Raw genomic sequence first — 20310 nt, 5'->3', positions numbered from 1 at the left:
GTACCCCTTACTTAGCAGCTTTTTTACGAGGCGCTGGTGCTTGTGGTTTCAGTTCTTCTTGGCGACCACCAATAACTTCGCCTTTGAAGATCCAAACCTTCACACCGATCACACCGTAAGTGGTGTGAGCTTCGTAGGTGTTGTAGTCGATATCGGCACGCAGGGTGTGCAGAGGCACACGACCTTCGCGATACCACTCGGTACGAGCAATCTCAGCACCGCCGAGACGACCGCTCACCTGGATCTTGATGCCCTTGGCACCAATACGCATGGCGTTCTGTACGGCGCGCTTCATGGCGCGACGGAACATTACGCGGCGTTCCAGCTGCTGAGCTACGCTCTGCGCAACCAGCATAGCGTCGAGTTCCGGCTTGCGGATCTCTTCGATGTTGATGTGCACAGGCACACCCATCTGCTTGGTCAGGTCCTGACGCAGCTTCTCGACATCTTCACCTTTCTTCCCGATAACGATACCTGGACGAGCGGTGTGGATGGTGATGCGTGCAGTTTGAGCCGGACGATGAATATCGATACGGCTTACGGACGCGCTTTTTAGTTTGTCTTGGAGGTACTCACGCGTTTTCAGATCCTTCAACAGGTAATCTGCGTAAGTAGCACCGTCTGCGTACCAGACGGAGGTGTGCTCCTTGACGATTCCCAGGCGAATGCCAGTGGGATGTACTTTCTGACCCATCTGATCGACTCCGTTACTTGTCCGCAACCTTGACAGTGATATGGCAAGACCGCTTGACGATGCGATCAGCACGGCCTTTGGCACGTGGCATGATGCGCTTCAGCGAACGCCCTTCGTTGACGAAGACGGTGGAGACCTTCAGGTCATCAACGTCAGCGCCTTCGTTGTGTTCGGCGTTGGCAACGGCCGACTCGAGGACTTTCTTCATGATTTCAGCGGCTTTTTTGCTGCTGAAGGCCAACAGGTTGAGCGCTTCGCCCACCTTCTTCCCGCGGATCTGGTCGGCGACCAAGCGGGCTTTCTGGGCGGAGATGCGAGCGCCCGACAACTTAGCGGCTACTTCCATTTCCTTACCCCTTAACGCTTGGCTTTCTTGTCAGCCACGTGCCCGCGATAGGTGCGGGTACCGGCGAACTCGCCCAGTTTGTGGCCGACCATGTCTTCGTTCACGAGAACTGGGACGTGTTGGCGACCGTTGTGTACCGCGATGGTCAGACCGACCATTTGTGGCAGGATCATCGAACGGCGCGACCAGGTTTTAACTGGCTTGCGATCGTTCTTCTCCACCGCCACTTCGACCTTCTTCAACAGGTGAAGATCGATAAAAGGACCTTTTTTCAGAGAACGTGGCACTGTCGTATCCCTCTAGTTACTTGCGACGACGGACGATCATGTTGTCGGTACGCTTATTACCGCGGGTCTTCGCACCCTTGGTTGGGAAGCCCCATGGCGATACCGGATGACGACCACCGGAGGTACGACCTTCACCACCACCATGTGGGTGGTCAACCGGGTTCATGGCAACACCACGAACGGTTGGGCGAACGCCGCGCCAGCGTTTGGCACCAGCTTTACCCAGCGAACGCAGGCTGTGCTCGGAGTTCGAGACTTCGCCCAGGGTCGCACGGCACTCAGCCAGGACTTTACGCATTTCACCAGAGCGCAGACGCAGGGTCACGTAGACACCTTCGCGAGCGATCAGCTGAGCCGAAGCACCAGCGGAACGTGCGATCTGAGCACCTTTACCCGGCTTCAGTTCGATGCCGTGAATGGTGCTACCTACTGGAATGTTGCGCAGCTGCAGGGAGTTACCGGCCTTGATTGGGGCCAGTGCACCTGCGATCAGCTGGTCGCCAGCGCTCACGCCTTTAGGGGCGATGATGTAGCGACGCTCACCGTCTGCGTAGCACAGCAGGGCGATGTGAGCAGTACGGTTCGGGTCGTATTCGATACGCTCGACAGTGGCTGGAATGCCATCTTTGTCGTTGCGACGGAAGTCGACCAGACGGTAATGCTGCTTGTGACCACCACCAACGTGACGAGTGGTAATGCGGCCATTGTTGTTACGACCACCAGACTTCGATTTTTTCTCGATCAGCGGTGCGTGAGGAGCGCCTTTGTGCAGCTCCTTGTTGACCACCTTGACCACGAAACGGCGGCCAGGGGAAGTCGGTTTGCATTTAACGATTGCCATGATGCACCCCTTCCTTACTCAGCACTGCTGCTGAAATCGAGATCTTGGCCTGGCTGAAGGGAGACGATCGCCTTCTTCCAGTCATTACGCTTGCCCAGACCACGTGCGGTACGCTTGGTTTTACCCAGAACGTTAACAGTCGACACGTTTTCAACTTTTACGTTGAACAGGCCTTCGACAGCTTTCTTGATTTCCAGCTTGGTTGCATCGGTAGCAACCTTGAATACGAACTGGCCTTTTTTCTCAGCCAGAACGGTAGCCTTCTCGGAAACGTGCGGGCCAAGGAGGACTTTGAATACGCGTTCCTGGTTCATCCCAGCAGCTCCTCGAATTTCTTCACGGCCGAGACGGTGATCAACACCTTCTCGTATGCGATCAGACTGACCGGGTCGGAACCTTGAACGTCACGTACATCGACGTGCGGCAGGTTGCGAGCAGCCAGGTACAGGTTCTGATCAACAGCGTCGGAAACGATCAGTACGTCGTTCAGACCCATGCCGTTCAGCTTGTTCAGCAGATCTTTGGTTTTCGGCGCTTCAACAGCGAAGTCCTGAACCACGACCAGACGGTCGCTACGCACCAGCTCAGCGAGGATGGAGCGCAGAGCTGCGCGGTACATCTTCTTGTTGAGCTTCTGCGAGTGATCTTGAGGACGAGCTGCGAAGGTTACACCACCGCCACGCCAGATCGGACCACGGGTGGTACCAGCACGAGCACGGCCAGTACCCTTCTGACGCCATGGGCGCTTACCGCCACCAGCCACGTCGGAACGGGTCTTCTGCTGCTTGGTGCCCTGACGGCCGCCGGCCATGTAGGCCACGACTGCTTGGTGTACCAGCGTCTCGTTGAATTCGCCACCGAAAGCCAGTTCGGAAACTTCGATCGCCTGAGCGTCATTTACATTAAGTTGCATGTCAGTATCCCCTTAACCGCGAGCCTTGACAGCTGGACGTACAACCACGTCGCCGCCAGTAGCGCCAGGAACGGCACCCTTGACGAGCAGCAGGTTGCGCTCAGCGTCTACGCGAACTACTTCCAGGGACTGAACAGTCACGCGCTCGGCGCCCATGTGACCGGACATTTTCTTGCCCTTGAACACACGACCAGGAGTCTGGCACTGGCCGATGGAACCTGGGACACGGTGCGACACGGAGTTACCGTGGGTGTTGTCCTGGCCACGGAAGTTCCAGCGCTTGATGGTACCGGCGAAGCCTTTACCTTTGGACTGACCAGTAACGTCAACCAGCTGGCCTGCAGTGAAGAGTTCAGCTTTGATCGAGTCGCCAGCCTGGAACTCGCCTTCTTCAAGACGGAACTCCCAGACACCGCGACCAGCGGCAACGTTGGCCTTGGCGAAGTGGCCTGCCTGAGCGGCAGTCACACGCGAAGCACGACGCTCGCCGACAGTGACTTGCACTGCACGGTAGCCATCGGTTTCTTCAGTTTTGAACTGGGTGACACGATTCGGCTCGATCTCAATGACCGTGACCGGAATGGAGACACCTTCTTCGGTGAAAATGCGGGTCATACCGCACTTGCGACCGATTACACCAATAGTCATGTTGTAAACCTCATGAGTGTACGGGGCTTTCACCCGCTATGGCCGCCCATTTCAGAGCGTTACACGACTAGACCGAAGTCTTAGCCGAGGCTGATCTGTACTTCCACACCTGCCGCCAGATCAAGCTTCATCAGCGCGTCAACGGTTTTATCCGTTGGCTGGACGATGTCCAGAACACGCTTATGAGTGCGAATCTCGTACTGGTCACGCGCGTCTTTGTTGACGTGCGGGGAGACCAGAACGGTGAAACGCTCTTTGCGGGTAGGCAGTGGAATTGGACCACGCACTTGTGCACCAGTACGTTTCGCGGTTTCCACGATTTCCTGGGTGGATTGGTCGATCAGGCGATGGTCGAAAGCCTTCAACCTGATACGGATTTGCTGATTTTGCATTGGATTTCAGACTCCAGGCTGTTCCCAACGGACGCACTACGCCCGCTAAAAGGAGGCGTGATTCTATAGACGCCCCCATTTAGTGTCAACCCAATAAAAAAAACCCCCGCTGAGCGGGGGTTTTTTTCAATCGGTCGAGTGATTACTCGATGATTTTGGCTACGACGCCGGCGCCGACGGTACGACCGCCTTCACGGATAGCGAAGCGCAGACCGTCTTCCATTGCGATGGTCTTGATCAGGGTAACAGTCATCTGAATGTTGTCACCTGGCATTACCATTTCAACGCCTTCCGGCAGTTCGCAGTTACCGGTCACGTCAGTGGTACGGAAGTAGAACTGAGGACGGTAGCCTTTGAAGAACGGAGTGTGACGGCCGCCTTCTTCTTTCGACAGAACGTAGACTTCTGCGGTGAACTTGGTGTGCGGCTTGACCGAACCTGGCTTGACCAGAACCTGGCCACGCTCAACGTCGTCACGCTTGGTACCACGCAGCAAAACGCCGCAGTTCTCGCCAGCACGGCCTTCGTCCAGCAGCTTGCGGAACATCTCAACACCGGTGCAGGTGGTGGTGGTGGTGTCACGCAGACCAACGATTTCCAGCGGATCCTGAACGCGGACGATACCACGCTCGATACGACCGGTAACAACGGTACCACGACCCGAGATCGAGAATACGTCTTCGATTGGCATCAGGAATGGCTGGTCGATGGCACGAACTGGCTCAGGGATGTAGGCATCCAGAGTTTCTACCAGCTTCTTGACAGCGGTAGTGCCCATTTCGTTGTCGTCTTTGCCTTCCAGAGCCATACGAGCCGAACCGATGATGATCGGAGTATCGTCGCCTGGGAAGTCGTAGGTGGACAGCAGGTCGCGAACTTCCATCTCGACCAGTTCCAGCAGCTCAGCGTCGTCTACCAGGTCAGCCTTGTTCAGGAAGACCACGATGTACGGAACGCCAACCTGACGGGACAGCAGGATGTGCTCACGGGTTTGTGGCATCGGACCATCGGCGGCCGAGCAAACCAGGATCGCGCCGTCCATCTGGGCAGCACCGGTGATCATGTTCTTCACGTAGTCAGCGTGACCTGGGCAGTCAACGTGAGCGTAGTGACGAATGTTCGAGTTGTACTCGACGTGAGCGGTGTTGATGGTGATACCGCGCGCTTTTTCTTCCGGAGCCGAGTCGATCTTGTCGAACTCAACGACTGCCGAACCGAAAACTTCGGAGCAGACGCGAGTCAGAGCTGCGGTCAGAGTGGTCTTACCGTGGTCAACGTGGCCGATGGTGCCGACGTTAACGTGGGGAAGGGAACGATCAAATTTTTCTTTAGCCACGACAGTGAACCTCTTGCCTAAAGGGGATTAGCCTTGTTTTTTAACGAGTGCTTCGACGATGTTCGACGGAGCTTCGGCGTATTTGGAGAATTCCATGGAGTAGCTTGCGCGACCCTGAGACATGGAACGAACGTCGGTTGCGTAACCGAACATCTCTCCGAGCGGTACCTCAGCAGTGATTACCTTGCCGGACACCGAGTCTTCATTACCCTGGATCATCCCGCGACGACGGCTCAGGTCACCCATCACGTCACCCAGGTAGTCTTCCGGGGTTACAACTTCGACCTTCATGATCGGCTCAAGCACCACGCCACCGCCCTTCTGGGCCAGTTGCTTGGTCGCCATCGAAGCGGCGATCTTGAACGCCATTTCGTTGGAGTCGACGTCGTGGTACGAACCGTCGAATACCGTAGCCTTCAGGCCCAGCAGCGGATAGCCGGCAACAACGCCGTTCTTCATCTGCTCTTCGATACCCTTCTGGATCGGGGCGATGAATTCCTTAGGAATCACACCACCAACGACTTCGTTGGTGAACACCAGACCTTCGGTGATGTTGCCCTTCTCGTCCACGTCCGGCTCCGAGAAACGGATCCAGCAGTGACCGAACTGACCACGACCACCCGACTGACGAACGAACTTGCCTTCGATCTCGACGTTGGACTTGGTGATCTTCTCGCGGTACGAAACCTGCGGCTTGCCGACGTTGCACTCGACGTTGAACTCGCGCTTCATGCGGTCAACGAGGATGTCCAGGTGCAGCTCACCCATACCGGAGATGATGGTCTGGCCGGTTTCTTCGTCGGTCTTGACGCGGAACGACGGGTCTTCCTGGGCCAGCTTGCCCAGAGCGATACCCATCTTCTCCTGGTCAGCCTTGGTTTTCGGCTCTACGGAGAGCGAAATAACCGGCTCAGGGAAGTCCATACGCTCGAGGATGATCGGCTTGTCGGCGTTGCACAGGGTGTCACCAGTGGTGACGTCCTTCATGCCGATCAGAGCAGCGATGTCGCCAGCGCGTACTTCTTTGATCTCTTCACGCTGGTTGGCGTGCATCTGCACCATACGACCAACGCGCTCTTTCTTGCCCTTGACCGAGTTGATGACGGAGTCACCGGAGGTCAGGAAGCCCGAGTAGACGCGGACGAAGGTCAGAGTACCCACGAACGGGTCGGTGGCAATCTTGAACGCCAAGGCCGAGAACGGCTCGTTGTCGTCAGCAGGACGCTCGTCGTACTGCTCTGGAGTGACTTCATCCTTCGGCACGTCGATCAGGTCAGGGTGGATACCCTTGATCGCCGGGATTTCGGTCGGAGCAGGCAGGAAGTCGATAACGGCGTCGAGAACCAGGGGAACGCCCTTGTTCTTGAACGAGGAACCACAGACAGCAGGAACGATCTCGCTCGCCAGGGTACGGGCGCGCAGACCAGCCTTGATGTCTTCGACGGACAGGTCACCTTCTTCAAGGTACTTGTTCATCAGCTCTTCGTTGGCCTCGGCAGCAGCCTCGACCATGTTGCTGCGCCACTCTTCAGCCAGGTCCAACATATCGGCAGGAATTTCTTCCTCGCGATAGGTAGTGCCTTTGTCGTCATCGTTCCAGTAGATGGCTTTCATCTTGATCAGGTCAACCTGACCCTGGAAGTCATCTTCTGCACCGATAGCCAGCTGGACCGGAACCGGGGTGTGACCCAGACGGTTCTTGATCTGACCAACAACGCGCAGGAAGTTGGCACCAGCACGGTCCATCTTGTTCACGTAGACAACACGTGGAACGCCGTACTTGTTGGCCTGACGCCATACGGTTTCGGACTGAGGCTCAACACCGGAGGTACCGCAGAATACAACGACCGCGCCGTCGAGTACACGCAGCGAACGCTCTACTTCAATGGTGAAGTCAACGTGGCCGGGGGTATCGATGACGTTTACGCGGTAGTTGTCGTACTGACCACGGGAACCTTTCCAGAAGGTGGTAACGGCAGCGGAGGTAATGGTGATACCGCGCTCCTGCTCCTGCACCATCCAGTCGGTGGTCGCGGCGCCGTCATGCACCTCGCCCATCTTGTGGCTCAGACCTGTGTAAAACAGGATCCGCTCGGTAGTGGTAGTCTTGCCCGCGTCAACGTGGGCACAGATACCGATGTTACGGTAGCGGTTAATTGCTGTAGTACGAGCCATAAAGCCCTCGCAAAATGATTGATGCTTGAATTAGAAGCGGTAGTGCGAGAACGCTTTGTTGGCTTCAGCCATACGGTGCACGTCTTCACGCTTCTTGACTGCAGCACCTTTGCCTTCGGCAGCATCCAGCAGTTCGCCGGCCAGGCGCAGAGCCATCGACTTCTCGCCGCGCTTGCGGGCGTAGTCTACGAGCCAGCGCATTGCCAGAGCGTTACGACGGGATGGACGAACTTCAACCGGAACCTGGTAAGTGGCACCGCCGACACGGCGGGACTTTACTTCGACCAGCGGAGCGATGGCGTCGAGAGCTTTCTCGAAGATTTCCAGGGGGTCGCTGTTCTTGCGTGCTTTGACGGTATCCAGAGCACCGTAAACGATGCGCTCGGCTACGGCCTTCTTGCCGCTTTCCATCACGTGGTTCATGAACTTGGCGAGGATCTGGGATCCGTACTTCGGATCGTCAAGGATCTCACGTTTTGCTGCTACACGACGTCTTGGCATGATAAGCCCTCAAACGGTCTTCAGGTTAGCCCGGGACGTGGGTCTTCGACCCCTGCCCGACCTTACTCTTATCGACTCAAAAAAATGGATGTCTGCAAACGGCCGATTACTTCGGACGCTTGGTACCGTATTTCGAACGACCCTGGTTACGGCCTTTAACGCCCGAAGTATCCAGAGAGCCGCGAACGGTGTGGTAACGAACACCTGGCAAGTCTTTTACACGGCCGCCACGAATCAGGACGACGCTGTGCTCTTGCAGGTTGTGGCCTTCACCACCGATGTACGAGGAAACCTCGAAACCGTTGGTCAGACGCACACGGCATACTTTACGCAGTGCCGAGTTAGGTTTTTTCGGCGTGGTGGTGTACACACGGGTGCACACGCCACGACGCTGCGGGCAGTTCTGCAGCGCAGGAACGTCGGACTTCTCGACCGAACGCTTACGCGGCTGACGTACCAGCTGGTTGATAGTTGCCATCTACTAGCTCCACTGATTGTCTTGCGACTCTATTGTCTTGCAAGAAAGCCAAAAATTGGCGAGACGGAGCCTCACCAAATTTAAGGGTACAAAAGTCTACGGAGGATCTTGCACCCAGTCAAGACGAGGCCCCGGCCCTCCTCGCCCGATCATCGGCAACATTTTATGTCGCCGAGGGTCGTTCGAGGCTTGCCGGGGCCCTGCCCTGTACTTAGTTACCGCTGGAATTCAGCGCTTCGGTCAGTGCGGCTTCCACCTCACTGGCGCTCACACGCAGCGGTTTGTCGGCATCACGGCGACGCTTGCGCTCGCTGTGGTAGGCCAGACCAGTACCAGCCGGGATCAGACGACCCACGACCACGTTCTCTTTCAGGCCGCGCAGGTAGTCGCGCTTGCCGGTTACAGCCGCTTCGGTCAGTACGCGAGTGGTTTCCTGGAAGGAAGCCGCGGAGATGAACGACTCGGTCGACAGCGAGGCCTTGGTGATACCCAACAGCACGCGGGTGAACTTGGAGATGAACTTGTCCTCCCCAGCCAGGCGCTCGTTTTCCATCAGCACCTGAGTCAGTTCCATCTGGTCGCCCTTGATGAAGCTGGAATCACCCGACTCGGCGATCTCGACCTTGCGCAGCATCTGACGCAGGATGGTCTCGATGTGCTTGTCGTTGATCTTAACGCCTTGCAGACGGTAAACGTCCTGGATCTCGTTGACGATGTACTTCGCCAGCGCGCTCACACCCAGCAGACGCAGGATGTCGTGCGGATCGCTCGGGCCGTCGGAGATAACTTCGCCGCGGTTTACCTGTTCGCCTTCGAAGACGTTCAGGTGGCGCCACTTCGGAATCAGCTCTTCGTACGGATCGCTGCCGTCGGTCGGAGTGATGACCAGACGACGCTTGCCCTTGGTCTCTTTACCGAACGCGATGGTGCCGCTGACTTCAGCCAGAATCGAGGCTTCTTTCGGACGACGCGCTTCGAACAGGTCGGCAACACGCGGCAGACCACCGGTGATGTCACGGGTCTTGGACGTTTCTTGCGGGATACGCGCGATAACGTCACCAACACCGATCTGAGCACCGTCAGCCACACCGACGAGGGCGTTGGCCGGCAGGAAGTACTGTGCCGGTACGTCGGTACCTGGCAGGTACAGGTCCTTGCCTGCAGCGTCGACCATCTTGATTGCCGGACGGATTTCCTTGCCTGCGGCAGGGCGATCCTTGACGTCCAGTACTTCAATGTTGGTCAAGCCGGTCAGTTCATCCGTCTGACGCTTGATGGTGATGTTTTCTTCCATGCCCACGAAGGTCACGGTACCTTTCAGCTCGGTAACGATCGGGTGGGTGTGCGGGTCCCACTTGGCGACGATGGCGCCAGCTTCGACCTTCTCACCTTCCTTGACCGAAATCACCGCACCGTAAGGCAGCTTGTAACGCTCACGCTCACGACCGAATTCGTCGGCAATGGCCAACTCGCCCGAACGCGATACGGCAACCAGGTTACCGTCGGCACGCTCGACCTGCTTGAGGTTATGCAGACGCACCATACCGCCGTTCTTCACCTGGACGCTGTCGGCAGCCGAAGTACGGCTTGCAGCACCACCGATGTGGAACGTACGCATGGTCAGCTGGGTGCCCGGCTCACCGATCGACTGGGCAGCGATAACGCCGACAGCTTCACCGATGTTCACCTGGTGACCGCGAGCCAGGTCGCGACCGTAGCACTTGGCGCAGATACCGAAGCGGGTTTCGCAGTTGATCGGCGAACGCACGATCACTTCGTCGATGCTGTTCAGCTCGATGAACTCGACCCACTGCTCGTCGACCAGGGTACCGGCCGGAACGATGACGTCCTCGGTGCCTGGCTTGAACACGTCACGGGCGATGACACGGCCCAGTACACGCTCACCCAGCGGCTCTACAACGTCACCGCCTTCAATGTGCGGCGTCATCAGCAGGCCGTGGTCGGTGCCGCAGTCGATCTCGGTTACAACCAAGTCCTGGGCAACGTCTACCAGACGACGAGTCAGGTAACCGGAGTTCGCAGTCTTCAGTGCGGTATCCGCCAGACCCTTACGAGCACCGTGAGTCGAGATGAAGTACTGGAGTACGCTCAGACCTTCACGGAAGTTCGCAGTGATCGGCGTCTCGATGATCGAGCCGTCCGGCTTGGCCATCAGGCCACGCATACCGGCCAGCTGACGGATCTGGGCCGCGGAGCCCCGCGCACCGGAGTCAGCCATCATGTACATCGAGTTGAAGGACTCTTGATCGACTTCGTTGCCTTCGCGGTCGATGACCTTCTCTTTCGAGAGGTTGGCCATCATCGCCTTGGACACTTCGTCGTTCGCCTTCGACCACAAGTCGATGACCTTGTTGTACTTCTCGCCCTGGGTTACCAGGCCGGAAGCGTACTGGCTTTCGATTTCCTTCACTTCATCGGTAGCGCTGTTGATGATGCGCGCTTTCTCATCAGGGATGACAAAGTCGTTCACACCAATGGACACGCCAGAGATGGTGGAGTAAGCGAAACCGGTGTACATCAACTGGTCAGCAAAGATGACGGTCTCTTTCAGACCAACCACGCGGTAGCACTGGTTGATCAGCTTGGAGATCGCCTTTTTCTTCATTGGCTGGTTGACCACGTCGTACGGCAGGCCTGCCGGTACAACCTGGAACAGCAACGCACGGCCGACAGTGGTGTCGACGATACGGGTGTTTTTGGTGACGCTGCCATCGCGATCGTTCACGGTCTCGTTGATACGGACCTTGATTTTCGCGTGCAGGGCAGCTTCGCCGGCGCGGAATACGCGGTCGACTTCCTGCAGGTCGGCAAACACGCGACCTTCGCCCTTGGCATTGATGGCTTCACGGGTCATGTAGTACAGACCCAGTACAACGTCCTGCGACGGAACGATGATTGGCTCACCGTTGGCTGGCGACAGGATGTTGTTGGTCGACATCATCAGCGCGCGCGCTTCGAGCTGGGCTTCCAGGGTCAGCGGCACGTGAACGGCCATCTGGTCACCGTCGAAGTCGGCGTTGTACGCGGCACAGACCAGCGGGTGCAGCTGGATAGCCTTACCTTCGATCAGAACCGGTTCAAAGGCCTGGATACCCAGACGGTGCAGCGTCGGCGCACGGTTGAGCAGTACGGGGTGTTCGCGGATCACCTCGGCGAGCACGTCCCACACCTCTGGCAGCTCGCGCTCGACCATCTTCTTGGCAGCTTTGATGGTGGTCGCCAGACCACGCATTTCCAGCTTGCCGAAAATGAACGGCTTGAACAGCTCGAGAGCCATCTTCTTCGGCAGACCGCACTGGTGCAGACGCAGGGTCGGGCCTACGGTAATTACCGAACGGCCGGAGTAGTCCACACGCTTACCGAGCAAGTTCTGACGGAAGCGACCTTGCTTACCTTTGATCATGTCGGCAAGGGACTTCAGCGGACGCTTGTTCGAGCCAGTGATGGCGCGACCGCGGCGGCCGTTGTCCAGAAGGGCGTCAACCGCCTCCTGCAGCATGCGCTTTTCGTTGCGCACGATGATGTCCGGCGCCGACAGATCGAGCAGGCGCTTCAGACGGTTGTTACGGTTGATCACCCGACGATACAGGTCGTTCAGGTCGGAGGTCGCGAAGCGGCCACCATCCAGCGGAACCAGCGGACGCAGGTCCGGCGGCAGCACTGGCAGAACGGTCAGGACCATCCACTCAGGCAGGTTGCCCGAGCCCTGGAAAGCTTCCATCAGCTTCAGGCGCTTGGACAGCTTCTTGATCTTGGTTTCCGAGTTGGTCTGCGGAATCTCTTCGCGCAGGCGGCCGATCTCGTGCTCCAGGTCGATAGCGTGCAGCAGCTCGCGGACAGCCTCGGCACCCATGCGGGCGTCGAAGTCGTCACCGAACTCTTCCAGCGCTTCGAAGTACTGCTCATCGTTGAGCAGTTGACCCTTCTCGAGGGTGGTCATGCCCGGGTCGATCACCACGTAGCTCTCGAAGTAGAGCACGCGCTCGATGTCACGCAGGGTCATGTCCATCAGCAGGCCGATACGGGACGGCAGCGACTTCAGGAACCAGATGTGGGCAACCGGCGAGGCCAGTTCGATGTGCGCCATGCGCTCACGACGAACCTTGGCCAGGGCAACTTCAACGCCGCACTTCTCGCAGATCACACCGCGGTGCTTGAGGCGCTTGTACTTGCCGCACAGGCACTCGTAGTCCTTGACTGGGCCAAAGATCTTGGCGCAGAAAAGGCCGTCACGCTCAGGCTTGAACGTACGGTAGTTGATGGTTTCCGGCTTCTTAACTTCACCGAACGACCACGAACGGATCATTTCAGGCGACGCCAGACCGATGCGGATGGCGTCGAACTCTTCGACTTGACCCTGGTTTTTCAGCAAATTCAGTAGGTCTTTCAAGGCCTTTCCTCCTGGCGGAGCAGGGAGCGGGCATTACCTGCCCCACTCCCCTTCGCGTCACGTGTTATTCGGTTTCCAGATCGATATCGATACCGAGCGAACGGATCTCTTTGATCAACACGTTGAAGGACTCGGGCATGCCCGGCTCCATACGGTGATCGCCATCCACGATGTTCTTGTACATCTTGGTACGGCCGTTCACGTCGTCCGACTTCACTGTGAGCATTTCTTGCAGGGTGTATGCCGCGCCGTATGCTTCCAGCGCCCACACTTCCATCTCCCCGAAACGCTGACCACCGAACTGCGCCTTACCACCCAGCGGCTGCTGGGTAACCAGGCTGTAGGAACCAGTGGAACGCGCGTGCATCTTGTCGTCCACCAAGTGGTTCAGCTTGAGCATGTACATGTAACCAACGGTCACAGGACGCTCGAACTTGTTGCCGGTACGGCCGTCGAACAGCACCATCTGGCCGCTTTCTGGCAGGTCTGCCAGTTTCAGCATGGCCTTGATCTCACGCTCCTTGGCACCGTCGAAGACTGGGGTGGCCATTGGCACGCCTTTCTTCAGGTTGTTCGCCAGGGCGAGGATCTCTTCGTCGGTGAACTCTTCCAGGTTCTCCTGACGACCACCGATCTCGTTGTAGATCTCGGTAAGGAAGGTACGCAGTTCAGCGGCTTTACGCTGCTCTTCGATCATGCGGTCGATCTTCTCGCCCAGCCCCTTGGCCGCGAGGCCCAGGTGGGTTTCAAGGATCTGACCGACGTTCATACGCGAAGGTACGCCCAGCGGGTTCAGTACGACGTCGACCGGAGTACCGTTGGCGTCGTGCGGCATGTCTTCTACCGGCATGATTACCGAGACGACACCCTTGTTACCGTGACGACCGGCCATCTTGTCACCCGGCTGGATGCGACGGCGGATTGCCAGGTAGACCTTGACGATCTTCAGTACGCCTGGAGCCAGGTCATCGCCCTGCTGCAGCTTGCGCTTCTTGTCTTCGAACTTGTCGTCCAGCAGGCGACGGCGATCGACGATGTACTGCTGAGCCTTTTCCAGCTGCTCGTTCAGTGCATCTTCGGCCATGCGCAGTTTGAACCACTGGCCGTGCTCCAGACCGTCCAGCACTTCGTCAGTGATCACGGTGCCTTTTTTCAGGCCCGCGCCACCGTCGACCACCTGGCCGTTCAGGGCAGCACGCAGACGCTCGAAGGTTGCACCTTCGACGATGCGGAACTCTTCGTTGAGGTCCTTGCGGATCTCGTCCAGCTGCATCTTCTCGATGGACAGGGCACGGCTGTCGCGCTCTACGCCATCACGGGTGAAGACCTGTACGTCGATGACAGTACCTTTGGTACCGGTCGGCACGCGCAGGGAGGTGTCTTTAACGTCGCTGGCCTTCTCACCGAAGATTGCGCGGAGCAGTTTTTCTTCCGGAGTCAGCTGGGTTTCGCCTTTTGGCGTGACCTTGCCGACCAGGATGTCACCTGCACCGACTTCTGCACCTACGTAGACGATACCGGCTTCGTCCAGCTTGTTCAGAGCGGCTTCACCCACGTTCGGGATGTCCGCAGTGATTTCCTCTGGGCCAAGCTTGGTGTCACGCGCCACACAGGTCAGTTCCTGAATGTGGATGGTGGTGAAGCGGTCTTCCTGAACCACACGCTCGGACAGGCAGATGGAGTCTTCGAAGTTGAAGCCGTTCCACGCCATGAACGCGATGCGCATGTTCTGACCCAGTGCCAGTTCACCCATGTCGGTGGACGGGCCGTCGGCCATGATGTCGCTGCGCTGAACCTTGTCACCTTTGCTTACCAGCGGACGCTGGTTGATGCAGGTGTTCTGGTTCGAACGGGTGTACTTGGTCAGGTTGTAGATATCCACACCTGCTTCACCGGTCTCGACTTCGTCGTCATTGACGCGAACGACGATACGGCTGGCGTCGACCGAGTCGATCACACCACCGCGGCGAGCAACAACGCAGACGCCGGAGTCACGGGCAACGTTGCGCTCCATGCCGGTACCTACCAGCGGCTTGTCGGCACGCAGGGTTGGTACAGCCTGACGCTGCATGTTCGAACCCATCAACGCACGGTTGGCGTCGTCGTGCTCGAGGAACGGAATCAGCGACGCCGCAACGGAAACAACCTGCTTCGGCGAAACGTCCATCAGGGTGACGTCTTCCGGCGCCTTGACGGTGAATTCGTTCAGGTGACGAACCGCTACCAGCTCATCGATCAGCTGCTTCTTGTCGTTCATCGCGGCCGAAGCCTGAGCGATCACGTGATCCGCTTCTTCGATGGCCGACAGGAACACGATGTCATCGCTGACCACGCCTTCCTTCACCACGCGGTACGGGCTTTCGAGGAAGCCGTACTGGTTGGTGCGGGCATAGGCTGCCAGGGAGTTGATCAGACCGATGTTCGGACCTTCAGGAGTCTCGATCGGGCACACGCGGCCGTAGTGGGTCGGGTGTACGTCACGGACTTCGAAGCCGGCGCGCTCACGGGTCAGACCACCAGGGCCGAGTGCAGAGACGCGGCGCTTGTGGGTGATCTCGGAGAGCGGGTTGTTCTGGTCCATGAACTGCGAGAGCTGGCTGGAGCCGAAGAACTCTTTCACCGCCGCCGCTACCGGCTTGGCGTTGATCAGGTCTTGCGGCATCAGGCCTTCGCTTTCGGCCATCGACAGACGTTCCTTGACCGCACGCTCAACACGTACCAGGCCAACGCGGAACTGGTTCTCGGCCATCTCGCCGACGCAACGAACGCGACGGTTACCCAGGTGGTCGATGTCGTCGACGATGCCTTTGCCGTTACGGATATCGACCAGGGTCTTCAGAACCTCGACGATGTCTTCCTTGCTCAGCACGCCCGAACCTTCGATCTCGGTACGACCGATACGACGGTTGAACTTCATGCGGCCAACGGCGGACAGGTCGTAACGCTCGGCGCTGAAGAACAGGTTGTTGAACAGGGTCTCGGCAGCATCCTTGGTCGGCGGCTCGCCTGGACGCATCATGCGGTAGATCTCGACCAGGGCTTCCAGCTGGTTGCTGGTAGTGTCGATCTTCAGAGTATCCGAGATGAACGGACCGCAGTCGATGTCGTTGGTGTACAGGGTCTCGATGCGGACGACCTGAGCCTTGGCGATCTTGATCAGCAGCTCGGTGGTCAGCTCGGTGTTGCACTCAGCCAGGATCTCGCCGGTGGCCGGGTGAACGATGGCCTTGGCGGTGGTGCGACCGAGGACATATTCCATCGGCACGTCCAACTGGTTGACACCGGCCTTCTCGAGCTGATTGACGTGGCGCGCGGTAATACGGCGGCCCTGCTCGACGATGACCTTGCCGCTGTCGTCATGGATGTCCATGACCGCGACTTCACCACGCAGACGCTGAGGCACCAGTTCCAGGCTGAGTTTTTCGCCGGAAATGTGGAACACGTTGGTGGTGTAGAAGGTGTTGAGCACTTCTTCCGTGCTGTAACCCAGCGCACGCAGCAGCACCGACGCCGGCAGTTTGCGGCGACGGTCGATACGCACGAACACGCAGTCTTTCGGGTCGAACTCGAAGTCCAGCCACGAACCGCGGTAAGGGATGATGCGAGCGGAGTACAGCAGCTTGCCGGAGCTGTGCGTCTTGCCACGGTCGTGGTCGAAGAACACACCAGGCGAACGGTGCAGCTGGGAAACGATTACTCGTTCGGTACCGTTGATAACGAAGGTACCGTTCTCAGTCATCAGGGGGATTTCACCCATGTAGACTTCTTGCTCTTTGATGTCCTTGATCGCTTTGTTCGACGATTCCTTGTCGAAGATGATCAGGCGCACCTTGACCCGCAGTGGGACCGCGAAGGTCACGCCACGCAGGACACATTCCTTCACATCGAAGGCGGGATCGCCCAGGCGGTAGCCTACGTACTCCAGGGCAGCATTGCCGGAGTAGCTGATGATCGGGAATACCGACTTGAAGGCCGCGTGCAGGCCGACGTCACGGAACTGATCCTTGGATGCTCCCGCTTGCAGGAATTCGCGATACGAATCCAGCTGGATGGCCAGAAGATATGGCACATCCATGACGTCCGGCAACTTGCTAAAGTCCTTGCGGATACGTTTTTTCTCAGTGTATGAGTAAGCCATCAGCGTTCCCCAGCTTGGTCACCTGCTTGTTTGGCTTCTCCCGGCGGGAGCAGCCAGAAAATCGTGCAAACCCCTTGGTTTGCGCACCCACATGGGTGTCTTGCAGCGTGTTATCGGGGCCGGATTGACCAGCCGCCAATAACGGAAAAAGGCCGGTGGCATAAGCCACCAGCCATCAGCCTTTCGCTCAACGCTCAGGCTGGCATCGCAAAGTCGAAATTACTTCAGCTCGACTTTAGCGCCTGCTTCTTCCAGCTTCTTCTTAGCGTCTTCAGCGGCTTCTTTCGAAACGCCTTCAGCTACAACCTGAGGAGCGCCATCGACTTTCTCTTTGGCTTCTTTCAGGCCCAGACCGGTCAGTTCGCGAACGGCTTTGATCACGTTCACTTTCTTGTCGCCGGCTTCAACCAGAACAACGTTGAACTCGGTCTGCTCTTCAACAACGGCAGCAGCAGCAGCTGGGCCAGCAGCGGCAACAGCAGCGGTAACGCCGAAGGTTTCTTCCATAGCTTTGATCAGCTCAACAACTTCCAGAACGGTTTTCTGGCCGATTGCTTCGATGATTTGTTCGTTAGTCAGAGACATGACTTAAATCCTGTATTGGGGTGAAGGCCTACGCAGCCATCAAATTAAACGTATGATTTTGAAAGAGTTTCGCGTGCCTTAGGCAGCGGTAGCTTCTTTCTGGTCGCGAATGGCTGCCAGAGTACGAGCCAGCTTGCTGGTAGCGCCTTGGATCACGCTCATCAGTTTCGCAATAGCTTCGTCGCGGGTCGGCAGGGTAGCCAACACGTCGATCTGGTTCGCTGCAATGAAATTGCCGTCAAACGCAGCTGCCTTGATCTCGAACTTGTCCTGACCCTTGGCGAACTCTTTGAACAGACGAGCAGCAGCGCCCGGGTGTTCGTTGGAGAAAGCAATCAGGGTCGGGCCTTTGAACGCGTCGTTGAGGATCGAAAATTCGGTGCCTTCAACAGCGCGCTTGAGCAGGGTGTTACGTACGACACGTACGTATACGCCAGCTTCGCGGGCCTCTTTACGGAGTCCGGTCATTGCGCTTACAGTCACACCACGGGCATCGGCCACGACAGCGGACAGAGCGACTTTGGCAGCCTCGTTGACTTCAGCGACGATGGCCTTCTTGTCTTCGAGTTTAATTGCCACGGGTTTACTCCTGGTTTTTACCGTTTCATCTGGCCGAAGCCGGATGTCGTTTTGGTGTCTGATTCGGTAAACGAATCGGGAGCACCATCTGCGTGGGCTGGGGTTTTAAGGCTTGCGCCGCCTACGGTCTTGGATAGCCCCCGCCAGGCAGGGACCCCAATTTTTGCTGGTGGCGCGACAAGTCGCGCCACCATGTTCTTACACGTTCAGCGAGCTCTGATCGATGATCAGACCTGGGCCCATGGTGGTGCTCAGGGTAACGCGCTTGACGTAGATACCTTTCGAAGAAGCCGGCTTGATACGCTTCAGATCAGCGATCAGGGCTTCAACGTTTTCCTTCAGCTTGTCAGCTTCGAAGCCGATTTTGCCAACGGAGGTGTGGATGATACCGTTTTTGTCGGTACGGTAGCGAACCTGACCAGCCTTGGCGTTTTTGACAGCGCCGGCTACGTCTGGAGTCACGGTACCAACTTTCGGGTTAGGCATCAGGCCGCGAGGACCCAGAACCTGACCCAACTGACCTACAACGCGCATGGCATCAGGCGATGCGATGACGACGTCATAGTTCAGGTCGCCGCCTTTCATTTCGGCAGCCAGATCGTCCATACCTACACGGTCAGCGCCGGCAGCCAGAGCGGCCTCAGCAGCTGGACCCTGGGTGAAGACGGCAACGCGTACGGTCTTGCCAGTGCCGTGTGGCAGCACGGTAGCGCTACGAACGACCTGGTCGGATTTACGCGGGTCAACACCGAGGTTAACGGCGATGTCGTAGGACTCTACGAATTTGGCAGCCGGCAGCGAAGCGAGCAGAGTTGCGGCTTCTTCGAAGTTGTAGGCCTTGCCTGCTTCGATTTTCTCGGCGATTGCCTTTTGGCGCTTGGTCAGCTTAGCCATTACACACCCTCCACGTTCAGGCCCATGCTGCGGGCAGAGCCAGCGATGGTGCGTACAGCTGCGTCCAGGTCAGCGGCAGTCAGATCAGCCTGTTTAGCTTTGGCGATGTCTTCCAGCTGAGCACGGGTAACGGTACCGACTTTAACGGTGTTCGGGCGAGCCGAACCACTGGTCAGGCCAGCAGCTTTCTTCAGCAGAACCGAGGCAGGGGTGCTCTTGGTCTCGAAGGTGAAGCTACGGTCGCTGTAGACAGTGATGATGACTGGAGTCGGCAGACCGGCTTCTTGACCCTGAGTACGGGCGTTGAAGGCCTTGCAGAACTCCATGATGTTCACACCGTGTTGACCCAGTGCTGGACCAACGGGTGGGCTTGGGTTGGCCTGGCCGGCCTTAACTTGCAGCTTGATGTAAGCCTGAATCTTCTTAGCCATGAGCTACTCCAAAATCGGGTACGAACGCCAGATGGCTCCCCGGATGACTTGCGTTTTATCCCAGTGACGACAAAACCCCGCAGCACACAGGGCTGCGGGGTATGGGATGCTTCGTCCGCCTAGACCTTTTCGACCTGGCTGAACTCGAGCTCCACCGGAGTAGAGCGACCGAAAATGAGCACTGCAACCTGCAAGCGGCTCTTTTCGTAGTTAACCTCTTCGACACTACCATTGAAGTCAGCGAACGGACCATCAATGACTCGAACCACTTCGCCCGGCTCGAACAGCGTCTTCGGCTTCGGCTTATCACTGCCGTCAGCAACGCGACGCAGGATAGCTTCAGCTTCTTTATCGGTAATCGGTGCAGGCTTGTCTGCAGTGCCGCCGATAAAGCCCATCACACGAGGGGTATCCTTGACCAAGTGCCAAGTCCCTTCATTCATCTCCATCTGGACCAATACATAGCCAGGGAAGAATTTACGCTCACTTTTGCGCTTCTGGCCGTTGCGCATTTCGACGACTTCTTCGGTCGGGACCAGGATCTCGCCGAAACCGTCTTCCATGCCAGCCAGCTTCACGCGCTCGATCAAGGAGCGCATTACATGCTTCTCGTAACCCGAGTAAGCATGCACAACATACCAACGCTTAGCCACGGGACACC

Annotated in this window: 19 protein-coding genes; all 19 read right to left on the bottom strand. The window is 57.6% G+C overall.

Annotation, left to right across the window (positions count from 1 at the left end; all coding sequences use genetic code 11):
- Nucleotides 1-7: 7 nt before the first annotated feature.
- On the bottom strand, nt 8-694 hold the full coding sequence (gene rpsC / locus BUQ73_RS01030) for a 30S ribosomal protein S3 (RefSeq protein WP_003255481.1): 687 nt from the start codon (nt 692-694) through the stop codon (nt 8-10).
- Between the two features lie 13 nt (nt 695-707).
- Nucleotides 708-1040: a 50S ribosomal protein L22 gene (gene rplV / locus BUQ73_RS01025; RefSeq protein WP_003103908.1), complete on the bottom strand. Its 333-nt coding sequence runs from the start codon at nt 1038-1040 to the stop codon at nt 708-710.
- An 11-nt stretch (nt 1041-1051) separates the two neighbouring features.
- Complete coding sequence (gene rpsS, locus BUQ73_RS01020; protein ID WP_003255482.1) at nt 1052-1327, bottom strand: 30S ribosomal protein S19; 276 nt, start codon at nt 1325-1327, stop codon at nt 1052-1054.
- Nucleotides 1328-1343: 16 nt separating this feature from the next.
- Nucleotides 1344-2168, bottom strand: a complete 825-nt coding sequence (gene rplB / locus BUQ73_RS01015) for a 50S ribosomal protein L2 (RefSeq protein ID WP_003255483.1) — start codon at nt 2166-2168, stop codon at nt 1344-1346.
- Nucleotides 2169-2182: 14 nt separating this feature from the next.
- Nucleotides 2183-2482 (bottom strand): 50S ribosomal protein L23, encoded by a 300-nt coding sequence (gene rplW / locus BUQ73_RS01010; RefSeq protein ID WP_003255484.1) that lies wholly within the window; start codon nt 2480-2482, stop codon nt 2183-2185.
- Nucleotides 2479-3081, bottom strand: coding sequence for a 50S ribosomal protein L4 (gene rplD, locus BUQ73_RS01005; RefSeq protein ID WP_027917846.1), 603 nt, complete (start codon nt 3079-3081; stop codon nt 2479-2481). Before rplD ends, rplW begins: the two co-directional genes overlap by 4 nt.
- Nucleotides 3082-3093: 12 nt before the next feature.
- Nucleotides 3094-3729 (bottom strand): 50S ribosomal protein L3, encoded by a 636-nt coding sequence (gene rplC, locus BUQ73_RS01000; protein ID WP_027917847.1) that lies wholly within the window; start codon nt 3727-3729, stop codon nt 3094-3096.
- Nucleotides 3730-3809: 80 nt separating this feature from the next.
- Nucleotides 3810-4121: a 30S ribosomal protein S10 gene (gene rpsJ, locus BUQ73_RS00995; RefSeq protein WP_003186070.1), complete on the bottom strand. Its 312-nt coding sequence runs from the start codon at nt 4119-4121 to the stop codon at nt 3810-3812.
- Between the two features lie 142 nt (nt 4122-4263).
- Nucleotides 4264-5457, bottom strand: a complete 1194-nt coding sequence (gene tuf, locus BUQ73_RS00990; RefSeq protein WP_010951775.1) for an elongation factor Tu — start codon at nt 5455-5457, stop codon at nt 4264-4266.
- A 27-nt stretch (nt 5458-5484) separates the two neighbouring features.
- On the bottom strand, nt 5485-7632 hold the full coding sequence (gene fusA, locus BUQ73_RS00985) for an elongation factor G (protein WP_016392131.1): 2148 nt from the start codon (nt 7630-7632) through the stop codon (nt 5485-5487).
- Nucleotides 7633-7662: 30 nt separating this feature from the next.
- Entirely contained in the window at nt 7663-8133 is a 471-nt protein-coding gene (gene rpsG / locus BUQ73_RS00980; RefSeq protein WP_003246741.1) for a 30S ribosomal protein S7, read from the bottom strand.
- Between the two features lie 106 nt (nt 8134-8239).
- A complete protein-coding gene (gene rpsL / locus BUQ73_RS00975; RefSeq protein ID WP_003255492.1) occupies nt 8240-8611 on the bottom strand; it encodes a 30S ribosomal protein S12 in 372 nt (123 codons plus the stop codon).
- Nucleotides 8612-8822: 211 nt separating this feature from the next.
- Complete coding sequence (gene rpoC, locus BUQ73_RS00970; protein WP_079226344.1) at nt 8823-13022, bottom strand: DNA-directed RNA polymerase subunit beta'; 4200 nt, start codon at nt 13020-13022, stop codon at nt 8823-8825.
- A 64-nt stretch (nt 13023-13086) separates the two neighbouring features.
- Nucleotides 13087-17160 carry a DNA-directed RNA polymerase subunit beta gene (rpoB, locus tag BUQ73_RS00965; protein WP_060513245.1) on the bottom strand — a complete coding sequence of 1358 codons (4074 nt, stop codon included), beginning with the start codon at nt 17158-17160 and terminating at the stop codon, nt 13087-13089.
- A 219-nt stretch (nt 17161-17379) separates the two neighbouring features.
- Nucleotides 17380-17745, bottom strand: coding sequence for a 50S ribosomal protein L7/L12 (gene rplL, locus BUQ73_RS00960; RefSeq protein ID WP_003255496.1), 366 nt, complete (start codon nt 17743-17745; stop codon nt 17380-17382).
- 78 nt (nt 17746-17823) lie between these two features.
- Nucleotides 17824-18324 (bottom strand): 50S ribosomal protein L10, encoded by a 501-nt coding sequence (gene rplJ, locus BUQ73_RS00955; protein WP_016715872.1) that lies wholly within the window; start codon nt 18322-18324, stop codon nt 17824-17826.
- A gap of 198 nt (nt 18325-18522) precedes the next feature.
- Complete coding sequence (gene rplA, locus BUQ73_RS00950; RefSeq protein WP_027919361.1) at nt 18523-19218, bottom strand: 50S ribosomal protein L1; 696 nt, start codon at nt 19216-19218, stop codon at nt 18523-18525.
- Nucleotides 19218-19649, bottom strand: coding sequence for a 50S ribosomal protein L11 (gene rplK, locus BUQ73_RS00945; RefSeq protein ID WP_003255500.1), 432 nt, complete (start codon nt 19647-19649; stop codon nt 19218-19220). The genes rplA and rplK overlap by 1 nt, the downstream gene beginning before the upstream one ends.
- Nucleotides 19650-19768: 119 nt before the next feature.
- On the bottom strand, nt 19769-20302 hold the full coding sequence (gene nusG / locus BUQ73_RS00940; protein WP_003255501.1) for a transcription termination/antitermination protein NusG: 534 nt from the start codon (nt 20300-20302) through the stop codon (nt 19769-19771).
- Nucleotides 20303-20310 lie beyond the last annotated feature (8 nt).

The organism is Pseudomonas putida (assembly GCF_002025705.1).
Classification (GTDB): Bacteria; Pseudomonadota; Gammaproteobacteria; order Pseudomonadales; family Pseudomonadaceae; genus Aquipseudomonas; species Aquipseudomonas putida_J.
The sequence above is the reverse complement of the archived record's forward strand: the minus strand, read 5'-3'. Positions and strand labels throughout refer to the sequence as shown.